Below are 20,228 nucleotides of genomic sequence, written 5' to 3'. Positions count from 1 at the left end.
TTTATATTTTATGATATTAAGCTTCGTTCTTGATTATTTCAAGACATTTACTACATATGTTTTTGCCTTTAAAATGAGAAATATCTTTTGCATCTCCGCAGAAGATACATGATGGATTGTATTTCATTAAAATAATTTGTTCACCGTCAACATAAATTGCTAGTGGATCTTTAATATTGATATCTAAAGTTCTTCTCAATTCAATAGGTATAACAATTCTTCCTAATTCGTCAACTTTCCTTACTATTCCCGTAGATTTCATAATTTTCATTCCTTTCGTACAAAATTCGACTTATCTCAAATATATTTTAGCAAGACTAACATAAAAAGTCAATAATTATTGAAAACATTTTAATAATTACAAACAAAATGCTGAAAACAAATATTGGGATTTGATCATAGAGTATCAAATTACTTTTTGTGGAATAACCATGGTATAATTACTTAATAAAATTTTAACTAAGCAAAAGCTTGGAGGGTTTGTTTTGATTGTAGTAAACAATTTGTGCAAAAAATATGGGAAAACCAGAGTTGTTAAAAAAATAAGTTTTAGTATAAAAGCTGGTGAAGTGGTTGCTATTATTGGTAAAAGGGGAGCGGGTAAAACCACAATCTTTAGAATTTTATCTACAATAATAAAACCAACTTCTGGAACTGGATATATAAATCGTAAAAGTATAATAAAGAATAGAAAAGATATAAGGAAAGATATTGGAATTATTTTTGGTGGTGAATTTGCTTTATATGAAAAGTTAACTGCAGAAGAGAATATCAGATATTTTGCGAAGTTACATAAAATTGATAAAGCGAAAATTAACTCAAGAGTAAATGAATTACTAAACAAATTTGAATTAGAAGAAGTGAGAAATGTGAAAGTGGAAAATTATTCAGCTATTATGAAACAAAAAGTTGTACTTGCTAGGTCTATAGTTCATGACCCTAAACTGTTATTGTTAGATGAACCAAGCAAAGGGTTAGATACAGATACTACTAGGTTAATAGATGATTTTATATTAGAAAACAAAAATAAAGGGAAAACAATAGTTATTTCTAGTGGTATTTTAGATAGTTTAGAGAAAGTATGTGATAGGGTTATTATATTACATAAGGGTAAAATTGCTGATGAAGGTGGTTTTGATTATTTGAAAAAAAAATATAATGGTGAAAAAATAGAATTAGCATTAGAGAAAATTGTAGGTGATGAATATGTTTAGCATATTCGTAACTATTCTAAAAAAAGAGTTCACTCAAATTATTAGAAATAGAAAATTTTTGTTTGTAACAATTATAATGCCCTTTATATTGTTTCCTTCTATATTTTGGATTGGTGGAAAGATTGTAAATGAAAGAAAACCAAATTATAATAATGTTATAGATGTTTTTGTAGAAGATGAGACAAAAGGGTATAGTTCTCTAACTAATTATTTGAAATCAATAAAAAAAATTAATGTAATACAAATTAATAATCTAAAGGATGAAAGGAATAAAGATGGAATATCATTAGGTTTACTAATTCCTAAAGAATTTGAAAATGAAATCAATCTAAAAGGAAATCCTCAAGTTGAAATTTATTATAATATAAATAATGAAATGTCTCTTTTAGCCTCATATATGTTAAGTTCTTATATAGAAAAATTTTCTGATGATATTATCAGAAATAGATTGCAAAGTTTTGGTGTAAGTGATAATAATTTTAATAAAATTTCAATCATAAAAAATAGTAGCTCATTTAAAGAGGACTATTCAAATAGATTATTAGCAAATATTCTGTCTGTAGTTATAATAATTCTAAGTGTAGTAGCCCCTATGATTGCTGCATTAGATTTAGGTTTTAGAGAAAAAGAAAGAGGAACTATGGCAGTTTTACTTACAACTCAGGCAAATAGGATAAGTGTTGTATTTGGTAAATTTATTGCAATGACAAGTACTGCAATAATCACCTCAGTTTTAGCTATTGAAGGGCTTATCTTTGCAATTGCTAATAGAGGTGGGTATATTTTTGATAGCAGTGTATTGAGATTTTATATGTCAAATAAGGCAATAGGAGTAGTATGTATTATTTTGATACTTAGTATCATGTTATTTGCAGCTATAGAGTTGATTTTAAGCATTTGTTCAAAATCAATAAAGGAAATAAAAGGGTACCTATTTTTATTAACTTTAATTACTTTTATTCCTAGTTTATTTATGCAGTTAATAAATACAAGTACAATTAATGAAAAATACTTTCATATACCCATTGTAAATATAATCCTTTTAATAAAAGAAGTGGTTTTAAGAGGAATCAACACTAAACATATACTAATGGTAATAGCTTGGATAATGGCATATATACTTGTTTTAATAACAATTGCAATTCATTTATTAGATAAAGATGAAGTGTCTGTGAGAGAATAAAATGTTTATACTAATTTTAAAAATTATGTTATACTATCATTGATAGACGTTGCATGACAAAAAATACTTGAAAGGAAGAGGCGGATGGCGAAAAAAGAAAAATATTTCAAGTTGGAATTAAATTACAGTTTAACTCGTGATGAATTAATTAAGATATTACTGAAAAGATATTACAGTAAATTAAGTGCAAAAATCACAGGGCCTATTATAATTTTATTAGGTTTATTGATAGGACGAATTCAGAGTTTAGTTGGAATATTTATTGCAGTTTGTGGTGTTTTTTATACTATAGTGCCATATCTAATGATTTTAAAAAACTACAGAAAAATTGAAGATAATGAAGTAAAATTAACTTTACTAAAGGACAAAGTTATTTTTGATTTTGGTTCAATGAAGTTAAATATTACATACAAAGCTATTCAATCAGTTGTAGAAGATAATGATTTTATTAGAATAAAACCTTTCCCGGGAAATAAAGAATTTTTGAAAGAAGAAATAATACCGAAGAATAACATTACTAAAGGTAATCTTAATAGCTTTGTTAGTACTCTTAAAGAAAAGGTTTTAAGTAACGAATTGAAAGAAAATGAAAGTAAAGTGAAACAAAACCTTATGCTTCAATATGAAGTTGATAAAAGGGATATTTTTAGATTTGTTAAAATTGAGTACAATGCAATAAAAAGATATAAAATGTATGGATTTGTTTTTTTTATTGTAGGATTAATGTTATTAAGTGCTAATACTACTACAACAATTATATGGGGTTGTCTTTTCATTATAATTGCTGTTTCGTATTTTCTTTATCCTCATTTAATCTATTTATTCAAAATTAGAAAGCTTCAAAAAATGACAATAAGTTTTAGCAAAAGAGGATCAGATGAAGTGGCTATAGAGGGTGAAGGAATAAATATTAGCGCGCCAGTTAATCAACTTGGGTTGATAGAAGATAATTACCTTTATATGAAATTAGTTGTATTTAATAGCAATAACATGATTTTCTATATCCCAAAAGAAAAAATTAAAAGTGGGTCGTTAGAAAAATTCATCAATATTGTTAAAAAGGATAAAAATAATAAAGAGTAGAAAGAGAAATTCTTGTTAGGAGGTGCCATTATGAAAGAAATTGGTGTTGTAAGTCAAGTTAATGGTGAAAAAGCCTATGTGAGCTTTAAAAGAAAATCAGGTTGTGGAGATAGCTGTGCTTGTTGTAAAACTAAATGTGCTGCTGCATTTATTACAACGGAAATAGCTAACCCATTGAATGCTAAGATTGGTGATAAGGTTGATGTTGAAATAGAAAATAAATCTTTCAATAAGATGATGTTTTTCGCATATATGTTACCGCTTATTTTAATGATGATAGGTACAGCAATTGGTATTAATGTATTTAGAAATTTAGGATACGCTAGTTACGAACTATTTGGCTTTGCAATTGGTATGACTTTCTTAGCTTTGTCTTATTATTTATTAAAGAAAATTAATGACAAAATGAGAAACGATAATGAATTATTAATGAAAATAACTAAAATTTTAAAATAACTTCTAAGATTTAGAGGTTAAAGATAAAGATAAAGCCTTGCGAATTCGCGAGGCTTTATCTTATAAAAATCTACTATTGATATCTGGAAAATTTAACTTATCCTACTATTGAAACTAAATTTCCTTAGTGTTATCATAAAAGGTATAAATTACAAGAACTAACTTCAAAAGTTAACAATCTAAAAATAGTTACAGAAAGGAATGTATTTATGTTTCAATTAAAAAACTTAAACTATAAAATAAATGATGGAGAAGAGATTCGTTCTATTTTAAATGATATTAATTTTGAATTAGAAGAGAATAAAATATATGTTATAACCGGACCTAACGGGGGAGGAAAATCCACACTATGTAAGTTAATGATGGGGATAACTAAACCTACTTCAGGTCAAATTTATTTTGAAGGTAAAGATATTTCAAATTTCGATATAACAGAAAGAGCAAATTTAGGTATTGGGTATGCATTTCAACAGCCAGCTCATTTTAAAGGGATGAAGGTAAGAGAGTTATTAGAAATAGCATCTAGAAATAATGTTTCAGTAAGTGATGTTGGAGAACTTATAGCAGATGTTGGATTATGTCCTAAAAATTACTTGGATAGGGAAGTTAATGGAAATCTTTCCGGAGGAGAGCTAAAGAGGATTGAAATTGCAACTGTGCTTGGTAGAGAATTAAAGGTAGCAATATTTGATGAGCCAGAAGCAGGAATAGATTTATGGAGTTTTCAAAAATTAGTAGATACTTTTTTGAGTTATCATAAAAAGTTTAGTACCACTATAGTCATAATCTCTCACCAAGAAAGAATCATTCAGATGGCTGACGAAGTCATTGTTATGAAAGATGGAACTATTGCAAGGACTACTAGTAAATCTCAAATAATAAGCGAAATTAAATCAGAAGCAGCTTGTGATTATTGCATAACTTGTGGGGAGAGAAGATAATGGGTAAAATCAGTAATATTGATACAGGAATATTAGAAAAAATCGGAGTTCTAGAAAATGTTTTTTCTGGAGCACATAATATTAGAAGTAATGGAGTCGCTGTTAGTAGAAGCACATCCAAAAACATTAATATAGATAGTAGGGAAAATAATTCTGGAATTATTGTCACAATTGAAGAAAACACTATTGGGGAAGAAGTTCATGTACCAGTTATATTATCAAATGAAGATTATACTGATACAGTTAATAATATATTTGAAGTTGGTAAATTCTCAGATGTAACAGTAGTGTCTGGTTGTGGTGTTCATAATCATGGGAAATTTAAGACAGAACACGATGGTACTCATGAAATATATGTTAGAGAAGGTGCTAAACTTAAGTATATTGAAAAGCATTATGCTGAAGGTAACTCATCAGCGAAAAAAGTTTTTAAGACGATAACAAAAATCTATGTTGAAAAAGATGGGGTTCTAGAGATGGAACTTAGTCAAATCAAAGGTGTAGATTATGGTGAAAAAGAAATGGAAATACATTTAAGTGAGAATGCAAGTTTGAAGATATCAGAAAAAATGATGACTGATGGAGAGCAAGTATCGAAATCAAATGTTGTTGTGGAACTCAATGGCACAAATTCTTCTGCTCAGGTAGTATCAAGAAGTGTTGCAAAAGATAATTCAGAGCAAAAGTTTTATTTCTCTTTAAAAGGTCAAAATAAATCTAAAGGTCATATTGAATGTGATTCAATTATTATGGGAAATGCTAGAGTTACTTCTATTCCAGCTTTAGAAGCCTTTCATGTAGATGCAGCTCTTATTCATGAAGCTGCGATAGGAAAAATAGCTTCAGAACAACTTATGAAATTGATGTCTCTTGGACTTAGTGAGAAAGAAGCTGAAGAAACTATACTTGAGGGTTTCTTGAAATAGGAAAAATAAACTTAAATTATAAAAAATAAAGAATATGGAATGTAATATTAATAAATTTTTAATAATTTTAGTATACAATTATAAACATATAATATATAAGTATATATATACAACTTAGAGTAAAAATTTACAAATCTATAAATATTGTGAAAATTGTTAGTAAGTTGGTGTATGTTTATTTGCACAATGGAGGTGAAATACAGCATAGCTGTAATTTAATATGGGACATACTTATAGCATGGGATTGGATGTAGGGTCAACAACAGTAAAAGTTATTATTTTGGACAGAGAAGGGAAAATTGTTTTTTCAACCTACAAAAGGCATTTTTCAGACATAAAAAATACGATAATTAAATTAATCAATGAAGTTTGTCAAAAATATGAAAATGATAAAGTTTCTATAATGGTTACAGGATCTGGAGGGTTATCAGTATCTAAATGGCTTGATGTTTCTTTTATTCAAGAAGTCATTGCTTGTACAAAGACTATCGAAGAATATATTCCTAATACAGATGTAGCTATTGAGTTAGGTGGAGAAGATGCGAAGATAACATATTTTGATAGTTCTATTGAACAAAGAATGAATGGAACTTGTGCAGGTGGAACTGGAGCTTTTATTGACCAAATGGCAGTGTTATTACAAACAGATGCAGACGGAATGAATGAACTTGCAAAAAGACATTCAGTTATATATCCTATAGCATCTAGATGTGGAGTTTTTGCAAAAACAGATATTCAACCACTATTAAATGAAGGGGCTGCAAAGGAGGATATTGCAGCATCTGTATTTCAAGCAGTTGTTAATCAAACAATAAGTGGACTTGCATGTGGTAAACCAATAAGAGGAAATGTGGCTTTTTTAGGAGGACCTTTGTCTTTTCTATCTGAGTTAAGAAATAGATTTATTGAAACATTAAACTTGAAATCAGAAAGAGTAATATTTCCTGAAAATGCCCGTTTATTTGTTGCTATAGGAGCAGCCATATCCTCATTGGATGAAAAAAATATTACTTTTAAAGAACTTCAAAACAGAGTAGAACAAATAAACAATGTTAATAGTCACGAAGTAAAAAGGTTAAATGCTTTATTTGCTGATGAAAAAGAGTATAATGAATTCAAAATAAGACACTCTAAACACTTAGTTGAAAAGGGAAATTTAGATAAATATGAAGGTGAATCATTCCTTGGAATAGATGCAGGTTCTACAACAACAAAAGCAGCTTTAATCGGTGAAAATGGACAGTTGTTATATTCTTATTATGGTAGTAATTTAGGTGATCCCCTAGGAAAAACAATAGAAATATTAAAAGATTTATATAACAAATTACATGATAAAGTAAAAATAGTTAATAGTACTGTAACGGGTTATGGTGAAGGTTTAATCAAAGCTGCATTAAAAATTGATAATGGTGAAATTGAGACTGTAGCACATTATAAAGCTGCTAATTTCTTCTTGCCTGGAGTTGATGCCATTCTAGATATCGGTGGTCAGGACATGAAGTTTATGAAAGTTAAAGATGGTATTATTGATGATATATTACTTAATGAAGCATGTTCTTCTGGGTGCGGTTCTTTCATTGAAACTTTTGCTAAGTCTTTGGATATGAAGGTTGAAGATTTTGCAAAAGCTGCTGTATATTCAAAAGAGCCAGTGGATTTAGGATCTAGGTGTACTGTATTTATGAATTCCAGAGTTAAACAAGCTCAAAAGGAAGGAGCTACTGTTGGAGATATATCTTCAGGGTTATCATATTCAGTTATAAAAAATGCTATATATAAAGTAATAAAATTGAGAAATCCAGATGAGATAGGTGAAAAAATTATTGTTCAAGGTGGCACATTCTATAATGATGCTGTTTTGCGAAGTTTTGAACTTCTTTCTGGAAGAGAAGTTATAAGACCAGATATTTCTGGCATAATGGGAGCTTTTGGAGCTGCTATTTTGAGCAAAGAAAGATATGATGAAGAATATAAATCAACTTTATTACCTTTAGAAGAACTTAATAAATTTAAGGTGGATATTGATTTAAGAAGATGCGGAGCCTGTGGTAACAATTGTCTTCTTACGATAAATAAATTTTCTGATGGTAGAAAATTTATATCTGGTAATAGATGTGAAAAAGGTGCTGGAAAAGGGAAAGAAAACAAAGATATTCCTAACCTTATAGAATATAAATATAATAGAATATTTGATTATATACCATTAGAAAATGATAAAGCTGTAAGAGGTACAGTTGGTATTCCTAGGGTGCTTAATATGTATGAGAACTATCCATTTTGGCATAAATTCTTTACAAAATTGGGATATAAAGTGGTTTTATCAGAAAGAAGTTCAAAACATATTTATGAACTTGGGATGGAAACAATACCTTCAGAATCTGTATGCTATCCAGCAAAAATTGCACATGGGCATATAATGGATTTGGTTAATAAAAAAGTAGATATGATATTTTATCCATGCGTTCCATATGATAAAAAAGAGCAATCTGGAGCAGATAATGGATATAGTTGTCCTATTGTTACATCCTATCCTGAAGTTATAAAGAATAATATGGATGTATTAAAAGAAAAAGATATTAATTTCTTAAAACCTTTTTTGCCAATGGATATAAAAGAAAGACTTGCGAAAAGACTATCGGAAGAGTTTAAAGTCTGTGGGATATCTAAAAAAGAAATTTATAGTGCAGTAGATGTTGCATGGGAAGAAAGAGAAAACTTTAGGAATGACGTTAGAAAAAAAGGTGAAGAAGTATTAGAATATTTAAAATGTACTGGAAAGAAAGGAATAGTAGTAGCTGGTAGACCATATCACGTAGATCCAGAAATAAATCATGGTTTAGCAAACTTAATCACAGAATTTGGAATGGCGGTTCTAACAGAAGATTCTGTAGCTCATTTAGGAACTATTGAAAGACCTTTAAGAGTTGTTGATCAGTGGGTATATCATTCAAGATTATATGCGGCAGCACACTTTGTTTCTACTGAAAAAAATCTTGAATTGATTCAGTTAAACTCTTTTGGATGTGGCCTGGATGCGGTAACAACTGATCAGGTACAGGAAATATTGAAAGGTAATAATAAGATTTATACAGTTATTAAAATAGATGAGGTTAATAATTTAGGAGCAGCTAGAATCAGAGTACGTTCTTTAAAAGCAGCTATGGATGAAAGAGAGAAAATTGGTTATGTACCAAAAAACGAGTACAAAACTATAAAAAAAGTACCATTTACTACTGAAATGAAAAAAACACATACAATACTAGCACCACAGATGTCGCCAATTCATTTTGAGTTTATAAGTGATGTATTTAAATCAGAAGGATATAATCTTGAAGTGCTTCCGTCAGTAGATACTGCTGCAGTTGATGAAGGATTAAAGTATGTAAATAATGATGCATGCTATCCATCAATAATAGTTGTAGGACAGATGATTAAAGCTTTAAAATCAGGTAAATATGACTTGAATAATGTTTCTTTGATTATGTCTCAAACTGGTGGAGGCTGTAGAGCTAGTAATTATATAGGGTTTCTTAGAAAAGCATTGAAAGAAGCTGGTATGGAACAGGTTCCTGTTATTTCTTTGAATTATGTTGGGCTTGAAAGTAATCCTGGGTTCAATGTAAATTCAAAATTTTTGAAAAAAGCTTTGTTAGGCTTACTCTTTGGCGATCTATTTATGAGAGTTTTATATAGAGTTCGCCCTTATGAGCGAGTTGAAGGATCTGCTAATGCATTGTATAGAAAATGGGCTGAAAAATCTAAAACTGTTATAAGCTCGTGCAATGTAAAAGAAGCTAAAAGATATATGAGAGAAATAATAGAAGAATTTGATGAATTAGAAGTTCTAAACATTAAGAAGCCTAGAGTTGGAGTAGTAGGTGAAATTTTAGTCAAGTATCATCCAACTGCAAATAACGATATAGTTGGAGTGCTAGAAAGAGAAGGGGCGGAGGCAGTAGTCCCAGACTTAATAGATTTCTTCTTATATTGTGCATATGACGAAACTTTTAAGTATAAATATTTATCAGGAACATTAAAATCAAAACTGATTGGTGATGCAGTAATATGGTATATTGAAAACTTTAGAAATGATATGAGAAAAGCTCTTAAGAATAGCAAAAGATTTGATACATTAGGAACAATAAAAGAGTTAGCTAGAGGAGCAGAGCCTATATTATCTTTGGGAAATCAAACTGGAGAAGGATGGTTTTTAACTGGTGAAATGGTAGAGCTAATCCATAACAATGTAAAGAACATTGTATGTATTCAACCATTTGCTTGCCTACCTAATCATGTAACTGGAAAAGGTATGATAAAAGAACTTAGGAGAAGACATAAGGGAGCAAATATTGTTGCTGTAGATTATGATCCAGGCGCTAGTGAAGTTAACCAATTGAATAGAATTAAACTGATGCTAGCTGTGGCTGAAAAAAATCTTCAGGATGAGCTTAGTAATAAAAATATAAATATAGCAGACAATGAAATCTCAAATCTTAATATTGGAAAAAGAGTAGAGAGTGTGTAATATTAAAATGATGGGTGATTGAATTTAATGAGAGATAATGTTATTTTTAATGATTTAGATTATTATTACAGAAGTATAAAGAATGAAAAAAACATTTTTATAAACCATATAGAAAAATATTTGGGTGAAATAGATAATGTTTTTCAGGAAAAAATAACAGAAGATTATTATTTGAATATTTATCATATACCTCCTACAAAAAATGGGTTTTACCATAAACTTGTAACTTACGGAGTTAGTGATACAAAATTAGAAAAGGACAAAGACTTTCATAATTCTAAATATGTTGAGTTAATTATATGTTTACCTCCTTCTTGGTATAGAGGGGAGAATCATATGAAAGACATTCGATTTGGATGGCCTTATAAATGGCTTATTGAAATTTCTAAACAGCTTATATTAGAATCATCATATCCATGGTATGGATTTAATATCAATAAGCGAAGAACTTATCCTGTAGCTAACAATACAAAGCAATGTGGTTTTGTGCCACTACAACCAACATTAGCTAATCCTGCTTTTAGTAAGTGTAATATTGGTGAAGATAAATATATTAACTTCTTTAATATTGTTCCGTTGTATGAAGAGGAAATGAAATTTAGAATAAACCGTGGGATAAAGGCTTTTGAGAAGAAGTTTTATGGTAACGGAATTACTGAATTAATTGATGTCAATAGAAAAAATGTGTGTGGAAATCAACTATTGAATTTTTTTACAAATAAGACTATGATATAATCATAATAATGAAATGCTGCATCTATAATATAGATGCAGTATTTTTTTATAGTTAGTTAACTGCTTTTAAACTTGGGAGGTAAAAAATGAAAATAGACAATAAGTTTTATCGTTATTCAATAGGAGTTTTAATAGTTTTAACCATAATTTTTTTGTTATCTAAATTAACTTTCATAATTAATCCATTATCCATAATACTCAATACATTATTTATCCCATTATTATTTGGAGGTTTTATTTATTATATATTTAGGCCATTGGTAAAATTAATTGAAAAAACTGGTCTAAAAAGAGATTTGGCTGTAATATTGGTTTTACTTATTTTTGTTGGAGTTTTATTTTTATTGTTTGGATATAGTGGAAGTCAAGTAGCTCAAACTTTTAGTAAATCCTATAAAGATGTAGTATCAAAAATTGAAGAAGTACAAAATAATTTTTATAAGGTATGGGGAAATTTAAATTTAGATTCAAGTACTGCAAAGGAAATAGAAGGGAGTATAAAGCCTTACATAGAGAAATCAATACAAAATATCTCTAAAGGGTCTTTTAGTTTTATTTCAAGTATAGCTAATATAGGAAGTTTACTTATATTAATACCTATAGTTGCATTTTATTTATTAAAAGATGGAGAAAAATTTAAAGAAGGTATTTTAAATATAATACCTGATAAAAGAAGAGTATGGGCAAATAAATTATTTAAGAATATAGATAGTACCTTATCTACATATATAACAGGACAGATTTTAGTGGCCTTTTGCATTGGGATTATGATGTTTATAGGATACTTAATTATAGGTATGCAAGATGCATTTGTACTATCCATATTTGCTATGATCACATCTATGATACCCTTTATAGGGCCATTTTTAGGGATTATACCAGCATTGTTAATAGCGCTCATAACTAATATTAGTTTAGCACTTAAGGTTATTATCGTATCTGTTGTTGTTCAGCAAATAGAAGGTAATTTCATTACACCTAATATAATTGGTAATAGACTTAATATTCATCCACTAACTGTTATATTTCTGATTTTTATATCAGTATCTTTGCTTGGTATTTTAGGAGCATTTATAGCAATACCGGCTTATTCAGTGGTGAAAGTTATAATAAAATCTATATATGTTGAGGAGAAGTAAACTGAAAAAAGACAGCAACCTGGGTAGGGAAGCTGTCTTTTGAGAGACTATATATTAAACTATAATACTATTATTAAGGCGTTATAGTTTTATATCAAGGTTTTTAGATTTCGTGATTCATAATTAATTCTTTAGCTCTTAAAATTGAAGTTGCACTCATTGAGAATTCATCTAATCCATATTCAACTAGAGTAGGAATTACATTTTCATCTCCAGCAGCTTCTCCACACATACCACACCATTTACCTTCTTTGTGAGCGGCATCTATAGTCATTTTAATAAGTCTTAATACTGCTGGGTGCATTGGATCATATAAGTATGAAACTTTTTCGTTCATTCTATCAGCTGCTAAAGTGTATTGTATAAGGTCATTAGTTCCTATACTAAAGAAATCTACATGTTTAGCAAGTTCGTCAGCATAAACGGCAGCAGCAGGTATTTCAACCATCATACCAACTTCTAGATCTTTGTTAAAATCTTTTCCTTCAGCTTTTAATTCTTCCATGCATTCTGTAAGGATTTCTTTTGAAGCTAAGAATTCGCTTAATGAAGAAATCATTGGGAACATGATTTTTAAGTTTCCATATGCAGATGCTCTAAGTAATGCTCTTAATTGAATCTTGAATATGTCTTTTTTATCTAAACACAATCTTATTGCTCTATAGCCTAAGAAAGGATTCATTTCTTCAGGTAAAGGGAGATACGGAAGTTTTTTGTCTCCACCAATGTCTAATGTTCTAATTACTACAGGTTTTTCACCCATTTTTTCAGTAACATATTTATATGAATTAAACTGTTCTTCTTCCGAAGGCATATCATTTCTATCCATGTATAAGAATTCAGTTCTAAATAATCCGATTCCTTCTCCACCGTTTTCTAATACTTGATTTACATCTTCTGCTTTTCCTATATTACCTGATACTTCAACATGTTTTCCGGCTTTAGTTACAGTTCTAACATTGATTAAAGTTTTTAATCTTTCTTTTTCTTTTTCATATTCAGCTTGTTTTGTTTTATATTCTTCAATAGTTGTTTCATCTGGATTTATTATAACAATCCCTTCGCCACCATCAACGATTACTAAATCGCCATTCTTTACACTAGTAGTAATATCTTGAAGGCCAACTATTGCAGGAATTTCTAATGTTCTAGCCATAATAGCGCTATGGGAAGTTCTTCCGCCTATATTTGTAAGGAAAGCAACTACTTTTGACTTATCAAGTTGAGCTGTATCAGAAGGAGTTAAATCATGAGCTACAACTATAGAATTATTAGAAAGACAATCTACTCCTTCACAAGAAGAGTTAGTTAAATTAGCTAAAACTCTATTACCTACATCTTTTATGTCTGAAGCTCTTTCTCTCATATATTCGTCATCCATTGCAGCAAAAATACCAACGTACATTTGGATAACATCATTAACGGCTTTTACAGCATTGTCTTTTTCAGTTTTAATTTTTTCAGTAATTGCACCAGATAATTCGGGATCTTCTAGTACCATTATATGGCTACTAAAAACAGCAGCTTTATCAGCACCAATTTCTTTTTCAGCTTTTTCTTTGATTTTTGTTAATTGTTCTTTAGATAACTCCAGTGCTGTATTTAATTTTGAAATTTCACTTTCAATATCTGTGATTTTTGTATTGTCTATTACAATTTCTGTATCTTCCTTAATAACCACTTTACCAATAGCATATCCTTTTGATGCTGCAATTCCTTTTTTCATTATTATTCCTCCCGAGTTTATATTTAAATCTTTCTATATATAGATATACAGATAAAACACTCTAAACTAAAATTTAAAAGATACTATAAAAAATATAGTGACAAGTTTCAAGTGACAAGTTACAAATTATGGACACCTTTCACTAAGGTGAAAGCTTTTAATTATATAAAAGATTCAATTGATCTCTTTTGTATAGCAAAACAACATTATTCCAGTTAGAGAAGCTAATAAGGCTTAGCTAAAAATTTTCTGCAAGAAAATCATCCTTAACTTGTCACTTGTCACTTTTAACTTATCACTTATATGGTAGTTTTGATACCAAGAGAAAACTCTAAATATCAAATAGGCTGCGTAATTTTTATTTATCACTATAAATTAAAGCAATATTTGTGCCAAATTAGTAGAATAATATATTAATTACTGATATAATTGAATTGGAAATGATTACATTAATATTATTATGTATTTGGTATGATAATATTTATCAATATAAAAATAATATTATATTAATTACAAACTTAGATTAAAGTATTTTTAATGAATGTACTAGAAAAAATCTATAAAAATCAATGTATAACACTATTATTTGGTGGGTTGATAAAAATTATCAACGATTTTTGTAGTTATGATAAAATATATCAATTGAAAGGAAAGCTATGTATAGAGAAAGAGTAAGGATTGATATTGAAAACGGAATTCATACTAGAATAGCAGCAATGATTGTACAAAAGGCTGATGAAATAAAAATTAAAAAAGAGATTGAGCTATTTATTAAAAAACCTAATTCATTACCAATTGCAATAAGTATCTTGGCACTTATTTCTATGAGAATTCAAAATGGTGAAGAAATTGAAATATCCTGTAGGGAAGAAACAGATACAGCAAAACAGGCGGTTAATGAATTAATTAGTTTCATAAATACCCAATTCAATGAAAGAGACGAAAGCTTTGCAGGTTTGGATGCCATACTCGAAGAAAATGCTATTGCTAATGAGCAAATAATTCAAAACATACCTGTAGGGATTCTTGTAATTGGCATGGATGCCAATATTACTTTAATAAATAGATATGGACTTGATTTGATTCAGAAAAAAAGTGATGAAGTGGTGGGGAAGTATGTCAAAGATATTATACCAACTTCTGATCTTCATAATGTGCTTATTACAAAAACTAAACAATATGGAAATGTGCAACATATAAATAATAGAATTGTTATAACTAATAGATCTCCTATAATATCTAGTGGTAAAACAATTGGTGCTATTGGAATATTTCAGGATATATCCGAACTAGTAGGTATGAAAGAGTTAAATGAAAAGCTAAATAAAATTTTGGAAACAACTAATGAAATGATTTGTTTTGTAAATGAGAAAAGAGAAATAACATATGTGAATCCTGCGTATAAAGAATATTTTGATATTAGTGAGGCTGAGATATTAGGAAAAGATTTGGTTCAAATATCATCTAAGGGTTTAAGGATGAAGGTGTTTAATTCTAAAGAAAAGCTAGAAAACGTAGTAAGAACTAAAGACAATACAAATCTTATAACTAGTGTATATCCTTTGTTTATTGACGAAAAATTTAAAGGTGTACTATCAATAGGTAGGTCTGTTGAAGAAATAAAAGAATTAATGAAAAAGCTTGATGAATTTGAAGAAGAACTTAATTATTATAAAGAAGAATTAAAAAGACATAGTAAATTAAATAGTTCCTTTTCAAATATAATAGGTAATAGCAGTAGTTTGAAGGATTGTATGGTAATAGCTGATAAGGCGGCTAAGTACACTTCAACAGTACTGATAAGAGGAGAGAGTGGAACAGGTAAAGAATTAATTGCAAAAGCTATACATAATAGCTCTCATAGGGCTGAAAAACCATTTGTAAGGATTAATTGTGCTGCAATACCAGAAAATTTAATTGAAAGTGAACTTTTTGGATATGTAAAAGGTGCTTTTACAGGAGCACTAAAGAATAAACAGGGAAAATTCAGTATAGCTAATGAAGGTACTATATTTTTAGATGAAATAGGTGACTTACCTAAATCCATGCAGGTTAAACTTTTAAGAGTACTCCAAGAAAAAGAATTTGAACCAGTGGGAGGAATAAAAACAGAAAAAGTTGATGTAAGAATTATATCTGCTACTAACAAAAATCTCGAAAAAATGATGGAAGAGGGCGAGTTTAGGGAAGATTTATATTATAGATTGAATGTTATTTCTATATCTTTACCACCACTTAGGAAAAGAAAAGAAGATCTAAACTTATTAGTTGAACATTTTATAAATAAAATTACAAGTAAAATGGGTAAAAATATTAGTCAAATTGATAACGAGGTTTTAGAATTACTTCAAAAATATCATTGGCCAGGAAACATTAGAGAATTAGAGAATATCATTGAAAGAGCAATAAACATGTGTGATAAAGATATAATTACTATAAAGGATATGCCTATATATATAACCAATCTAAAAGATAAAAAAACAAAACTGATAAATACTCTTAATGACGACATTATGCCTTTTGAAGAATATGAAAAAGAAATAATTGAGCTTGCAATGAAAAAGTATGGAAGTTATAATAAAGCTGGAAAAGCTTTAGGATTAACACATAGAACTGTTTCTTTGAAGTGTAAAAAATATGGGCTAGATAAAAGTTGATTTATCCGTAGAATGGTTAAAGTGTAGAATAATTTCTTTTTGTTATGCTAATAGTATTACTGTGGAAAATATATAGATAAATTACGACCTGGATTTATCTATAGTTCGCAGTTTATAGTAAATGAAAGAGATCGTTGAATAATAACTTCTACTAATTTCTTTCAAAAAACATATAGAGTTTTTAATTCAACTAACTATTTATACAAGTCCAAAACTCATAAATACCTGAGATTTTGTACATGTATAAATAAAGTTTCGTAATAAAAATTCTTACTTGATGATTGTATGTTTTTGAAAGAAAAGTAGAACTAATTATTAAGCCGACTCTGAAGGAGAGAAATTATGCCAAAGGATAGTCAAATTGATAAAAAAGGTGTAAGAGAAGAAAAGGCAAACTGGGATACACCTTTAACTAGAGAATCTGCTAAAAACAGCAATAGAACTTCAAAAAAACAATCAGTTAAAAGAGGAAGCTTTTCTTAAGGAAAAGCTTTTTTTGTTGTAAAAGTATAAATGGTTAAAATTAACGAAACTATTAATGAAATTTTAATATTTTATATATTGAAAAAGTAAAAAAATTTTGTTAATATAAATATAAGCTTAAGTTTAATTACTAAGCAAAAGCAAAGAGGAGCCGGATATGACTAAACGAGAAAAGGAAATTCTAGAACTAATAGAGGTGAACCCTTTAATCTCTCAAAAGGAACTTGCCAATAAGTTAGGAATAACAAGATCGTCTGCTGCTGTTCATATTGCTAACCTGATGAAAAAAGGATATATACTAGGCAAAGGTTATGTAATATATAAGCATGAATATGTAAGTATTTTAGGTGGAGCGAATATTGATATTCAGGGATTTTCGAAGAAAAAATTTATTTATGAAGATTCAAATCCAGGAGATGTTAAGATATCTTTGGGTGGTGTAGGTAGAAATATTGGAGAGAACTTATCAAAATTAGGAGTAGAAACAAAATTATTAACTGCAGTAGGGAATGACCTTTATGGAAAGAAAATTTTGAATGACGCAAAACAATATGGACTAGATTTGAGCTATTCATTGATTTTGGATGATGAAAGTACATCAAATTATATGTGCATATTAGATGAAAAAGGAAGTATGGTAGCTGCAATTTCAAACATGGATATTTTTGATAAAGTTACCCCTGATTTTATAAGAGAGAAGAGAAAAGTTATATCAAATTCGAGACTATGTGTTATTGATACAAATTTACCTGAGGACGTTATAAGACATACAGTTACTAATATTGATGATGTGGATTACTTTTTAGATACTGTATCTACAACTAAAGCAATGAAAATAAAAGATATTATAGGTTATTTTCATACTATTAAACCTAATAAATTAGAAGCAGAAGTTTTATCAGGTATAGAAATTAATAATGTTAGAGATATGAGGAAAGCAGCAAATTATTTTCTATCAAAAGGTGTGAAAAGAGTCTTTATTACACTGGGGGAAAATGGTATTTACTATAATGATGGTGAAAAAGAAGAAAAAATAAAGAGTCCTAAAATTGAACCTATCAATGTAACAGGAGCGGGAGATGCCTTTGTTGCAGGACTTGCATATTGTTACATGGAAGATGAAGAAATAGAGTATGCTGCAAGATTTTCTATGGCTGCTTCAATCCTAGCCATGAAAAACCATAAGACAATAAATCCAAATATGTCAGCAAATAATGTGCTAAATATAATGAAGGAGACAGGATTATGTTAGAAAAATACTTAGAAATAAAAGATGAAGTTTTAGAGGCTTTAAAAAATAATAAACCAGTTGTAGCGCTAGAATCTACAATTATATCACATGGAATGCCATATCCTCAAAATGCAGAGACAGCTATAAATGTTGAAAATATTATTAGAGAAAATGGAGCAGTTCCAGCAACTATAGCAATTTTAAATGGTAAGCTTAAAGTGGGATTATCAGAAGAAGAGATAAATTATTTAGGTAAGCAGGGAACGAAAGTTATTAAGACAAGCAGAAGAGATATTCCATTTATTCTTGCTAAAAAAGCAGATGGAGCAACTACTGTTGCATCTACAATGATTATAGCTAATCTTGCAGGAATAAAAATATTTGCAACAGGTGGAATTGGTGGAGTTCATAGAAAAGCACAAGAAACTTTTGATATATCAGCAGACCTTCAAGAATTAGCAAATACAAATGTTGCTGTAGTATGTGCAGGGGCTAAATCAATTTTAGACATTGGATTAACTCTTGAATATCTAGAAACACAAGGAGTACCGGTTGTTGGATTTAAAACAAACGAACTACCAGCATTTTATACAAGAAAAAGTGGGTTTGGTGTAGATTATAAAGTTGATTCAGTGGATGAACTTGCAGTAGCACTAAAAACTAAATGGGATTTAGGGCTCCATGGAGGAATGGTAGTAGCAAACCCTATTCCTGAACAATACGAAATGGACTTTGATGTAATAACTGAAGCTATAAATAAAGCTTTAAAGGAATGCTTTGAAAAAGGAATTAAGGGTAAGGATACAACTCCTTTCTTACTTGGAAAAGTAAAAGAAATAACAGGTGGAAATAGCTTAGCATCAAATATAGAACTTGTATACAATAATGCAAGAGTAGCTTCAAAATTAGCTGTGAAATTATGTGAACTAAATTAGCTATGAATTTTAATAGAATGCTTAAACCACAAAAAGTAAGTTGAACTAAATTACTTTTTGTGGAATAACTATAGAATATGATATGAATAAAGCTCTTCGCTTAGGCGGAGAGCTTTTTTAGGTGCAATAGAAATAAAAGACGAATTACTCTGTCATCTCTTTTGCATAATTATACTAAAATTAAAGCTTTAAGGCTAATTAGTGAATATTTTAGTGATATAGGTAAATACTATAAATAATCGAGAAAAAAATGTAATAATAGATTTAATTATTGATACATAAGGAGTATGATTAATTTATACACAAAGTTATTTAAGCTCCTTTCCTAGAATTCTAATCCTAGCTTACAGATCTACGTACTATTATTTCAAACATATATAAAGTAATTAATTCTAATAAAGTATCATCATTTTTGCAGTTTATTTAAGAAAGAAGGAATATAAAATGAATATGAGAAGTATGGAAGAGAGGGAAGCAATAGAGGCAATATTGGCTAAGAGGAAAATTGAGGGTAGCTTAAACCAAAAATTAAAAAGGATTTATACTATTTTGAAGTTAAGCGTACCTGAGGATGTAAGAGAGTATTGTACATTTCATTCTAATATGAATAATCGGGAAGGAAATGTAAAAATGAAGATTCATAATTATAGGGCGTTTTTACTACCCTATGAAAAGAATAAAATTCAAATTATTTATCCATCAGATAAAATAGACTCCTTAGCTGATATCTTTAGTAAAGATAGGATAAAAGAACTTTGTGATTTTTGTAAGTTTAATACTTTTCCCTGCTATGTCCTTTATTTAAAATTAGATGAAGTAATGAAATTTACAGAACGGCATTGGGAATGTTATCGTGAAGCATGTAGATTAGCAGCAGGAGCAAAACAGACTAAAAAGGTTGTTGGTACTGTTGTTATAGATTGGAATAGAAAATTATAAAACTAAATTTTAAGACACAGTCAATAATGACTGTGTCTATTTTATAAAGCAAATT

The 20,228-nt window shown here is 29.0% G+C and carries 16 protein-coding genes; 14 read left to right on the top strand and 2 right to left on the bottom strand.

The window, feature by feature from the left end:
• Positions 1-16 precede the first annotated feature (16 nt).
• The gene (locus ACQ3F0_RS07985; protein ID WP_428864654.1) at positions 17-262 is read right to left on the bottom strand and encodes an AbrB/MazE/SpoVT family DNA-binding domain-containing protein; all 246 of its coding nucleotides are present in this window, start codon (positions 260-262) and stop codon (positions 17-19) included.
• Between the two features lie 223 nt (positions 263-485).
• Here ACQ3F0_RS07985 and ACQ3F0_RS07980 point away from each other — a divergent pair, with 223 nt between their 5' ends.
• The 9 genes from ACQ3F0_RS07980 to ACQ3F0_RS07940 all read left to right on the top strand — a co-directional run bounded on the left by ACQ3F0_RS07980 (position 486) and on the right by ACQ3F0_RS07940 (position 12,202).
• Positions 486-1,214, top strand: a complete 729-nt coding sequence (locus ACQ3F0_RS07980) for an ABC transporter ATP-binding protein (RefSeq protein ID WP_428864653.1) — start codon at positions 486-488, stop codon at positions 1,212-1,214.
• Positions 1,207-2,397 carry an ABC transporter permease gene (locus ACQ3F0_RS07975; RefSeq protein ID WP_428864652.1) on the top strand — a complete coding sequence of 397 codons (1,191 nt, stop codon included), beginning with the start codon at positions 1,207-1,209 and terminating at the stop codon, positions 2,395-2,397. The genes ACQ3F0_RS07980 and ACQ3F0_RS07975 overlap by 8 nt, the downstream gene beginning before the upstream one ends.
• Positions 2,398-2,481: 84 nt before the next feature.
• Positions 2,482-3,480, top strand: a complete 999-nt coding sequence (locus ACQ3F0_RS07970; protein WP_428864651.1) for a hypothetical protein — start codon at positions 2,482-2,484, stop codon at positions 3,478-3,480.
• A 30-nt stretch (positions 3,481-3,510) separates the two neighbouring features.
• The gene (locus ACQ3F0_RS07965) at positions 3,511-3,936 is read left to right on the top strand and encodes a SoxR reducing system RseC family protein (protein ID WP_428864650.1); all 426 of its coding nucleotides are present in this window, start codon (positions 3,511-3,513) and stop codon (positions 3,934-3,936) included.
• A gap of 209 nt (positions 3,937-4,145) precedes the next feature.
• Positions 4,146-4,877: an ABC transporter ATP-binding protein gene (locus ACQ3F0_RS07960; protein WP_428864649.1), complete on the top strand. Its 732-nt coding sequence runs from the start codon at positions 4,146-4,148 to the stop codon at positions 4,875-4,877.
• Positions 4,877-5,803 carry a SufB/SufD family protein gene (locus tag ACQ3F0_RS07955; RefSeq protein WP_428864648.1) on the top strand — a complete coding sequence of 309 codons (927 nt, stop codon included), beginning with the start codon at positions 4,877-4,879 and terminating at the stop codon, positions 5,801-5,803. The genes ACQ3F0_RS07960 and ACQ3F0_RS07955 overlap by 1 nt, the downstream gene beginning before the upstream one ends.
• A 220-nt stretch (positions 5,804-6,023) precedes the next feature.
• Complete coding sequence (locus ACQ3F0_RS07950) at positions 6,024-10,328, top strand: acyl-CoA dehydratase activase-related protein (RefSeq protein ID WP_428864646.1); 4,305 nt, start codon at positions 6,024-6,026, stop codon at positions 10,326-10,328.
• A 27-nt stretch (positions 10,329-10,355) separates the two neighbouring features.
• A complete protein-coding gene (locus tag ACQ3F0_RS07945) occupies positions 10,356-11,063 on the top strand; it encodes a suppressor of fused domain protein (protein WP_428864645.1) in 708 nt (235 codons plus the stop codon).
• An 86-nt stretch (positions 11,064-11,149) separates the two neighbouring features.
• Positions 11,150-12,202 (top strand): AI-2E family transporter, encoded by a 1,053-nt coding sequence (locus ACQ3F0_RS07940; protein WP_428864643.1) that lies wholly within the window; start codon positions 11,150-11,152, stop codon positions 12,200-12,202.
• Between the two features lie 103 nt (positions 12,203-12,305).
• Here the strand turns inward: ACQ3F0_RS07940 and ptsP are convergent, their stop codons facing one another.
• Entirely contained in the window at positions 12,306-13,928 is a 1,623-nt protein-coding gene (gene ptsP, locus ACQ3F0_RS07935) for a phosphoenolpyruvate--protein phosphotransferase (protein WP_428864642.1), read from the bottom strand.
• 656 nt (positions 13,929-14,584) lie between these two features.
• Here ptsP and ACQ3F0_RS07930 point away from each other — a divergent pair.
• The 5 genes from ACQ3F0_RS07930 to ACQ3F0_RS07910 all read left to right on the top strand — a co-directional run bounded on the left by ACQ3F0_RS07930 (position 14,585) and on the right by ACQ3F0_RS07910 (position 20,173).
• Positions 14,585-16,585, top strand: coding sequence for a sigma 54-interacting transcriptional regulator (locus tag ACQ3F0_RS07930; RefSeq protein ID WP_428864640.1), 2,001 nt, complete (start codon positions 14,585-14,587; stop codon positions 16,583-16,585).
• A 342-nt stretch (positions 16,586-16,927) separates the two neighbouring features.
• Positions 16,928-17,068: a hypothetical protein gene (locus ACQ3F0_RS07925; RefSeq protein ID WP_428864639.1), complete on the top strand. Its 141-nt coding sequence runs from the start codon at positions 16,928-16,930 to the stop codon at positions 17,066-17,068.
• Positions 17,069-17,225: 157 nt separating this feature from the next.
• Positions 17,226-18,320: a PfkB family carbohydrate kinase gene (locus ACQ3F0_RS07920; RefSeq protein WP_428864638.1), complete on the top strand. Its 1,095-nt coding sequence runs from the start codon at positions 17,226-17,228 to the stop codon at positions 18,318-18,320.
• Positions 18,314-19,234 (top strand): pseudouridine-5'-phosphate glycosidase, encoded by a 921-nt coding sequence (locus ACQ3F0_RS07915; protein WP_428864636.1) that lies wholly within the window; start codon positions 18,314-18,316, stop codon positions 19,232-19,234. Before ACQ3F0_RS07920 ends, ACQ3F0_RS07915 begins: the two co-directional genes overlap by 7 nt.
• Before the next feature lie 444 nt (positions 19,235-19,678).
• Positions 19,679-20,173, top strand: coding sequence for a hypothetical protein (locus ACQ3F0_RS07910; protein WP_428864635.1), 495 nt, complete (start codon positions 19,679-19,681; stop codon positions 20,171-20,173).
• Positions 20,174-20,228: the final 55 nt, after the last annotated feature.

The sequence above is a fragment of the Clostridium sediminicola genome (assembly GCF_050402865.1).
GTDB classification, from domain to species: domain Bacteria; phylum Bacillota; class Clostridia; order Clostridiales; family Clostridiaceae; genus Clostridium_AF; species Clostridium_AF sediminicola.
This window is presented reverse-complemented; position numbering and strand designations above follow the sequence as displayed.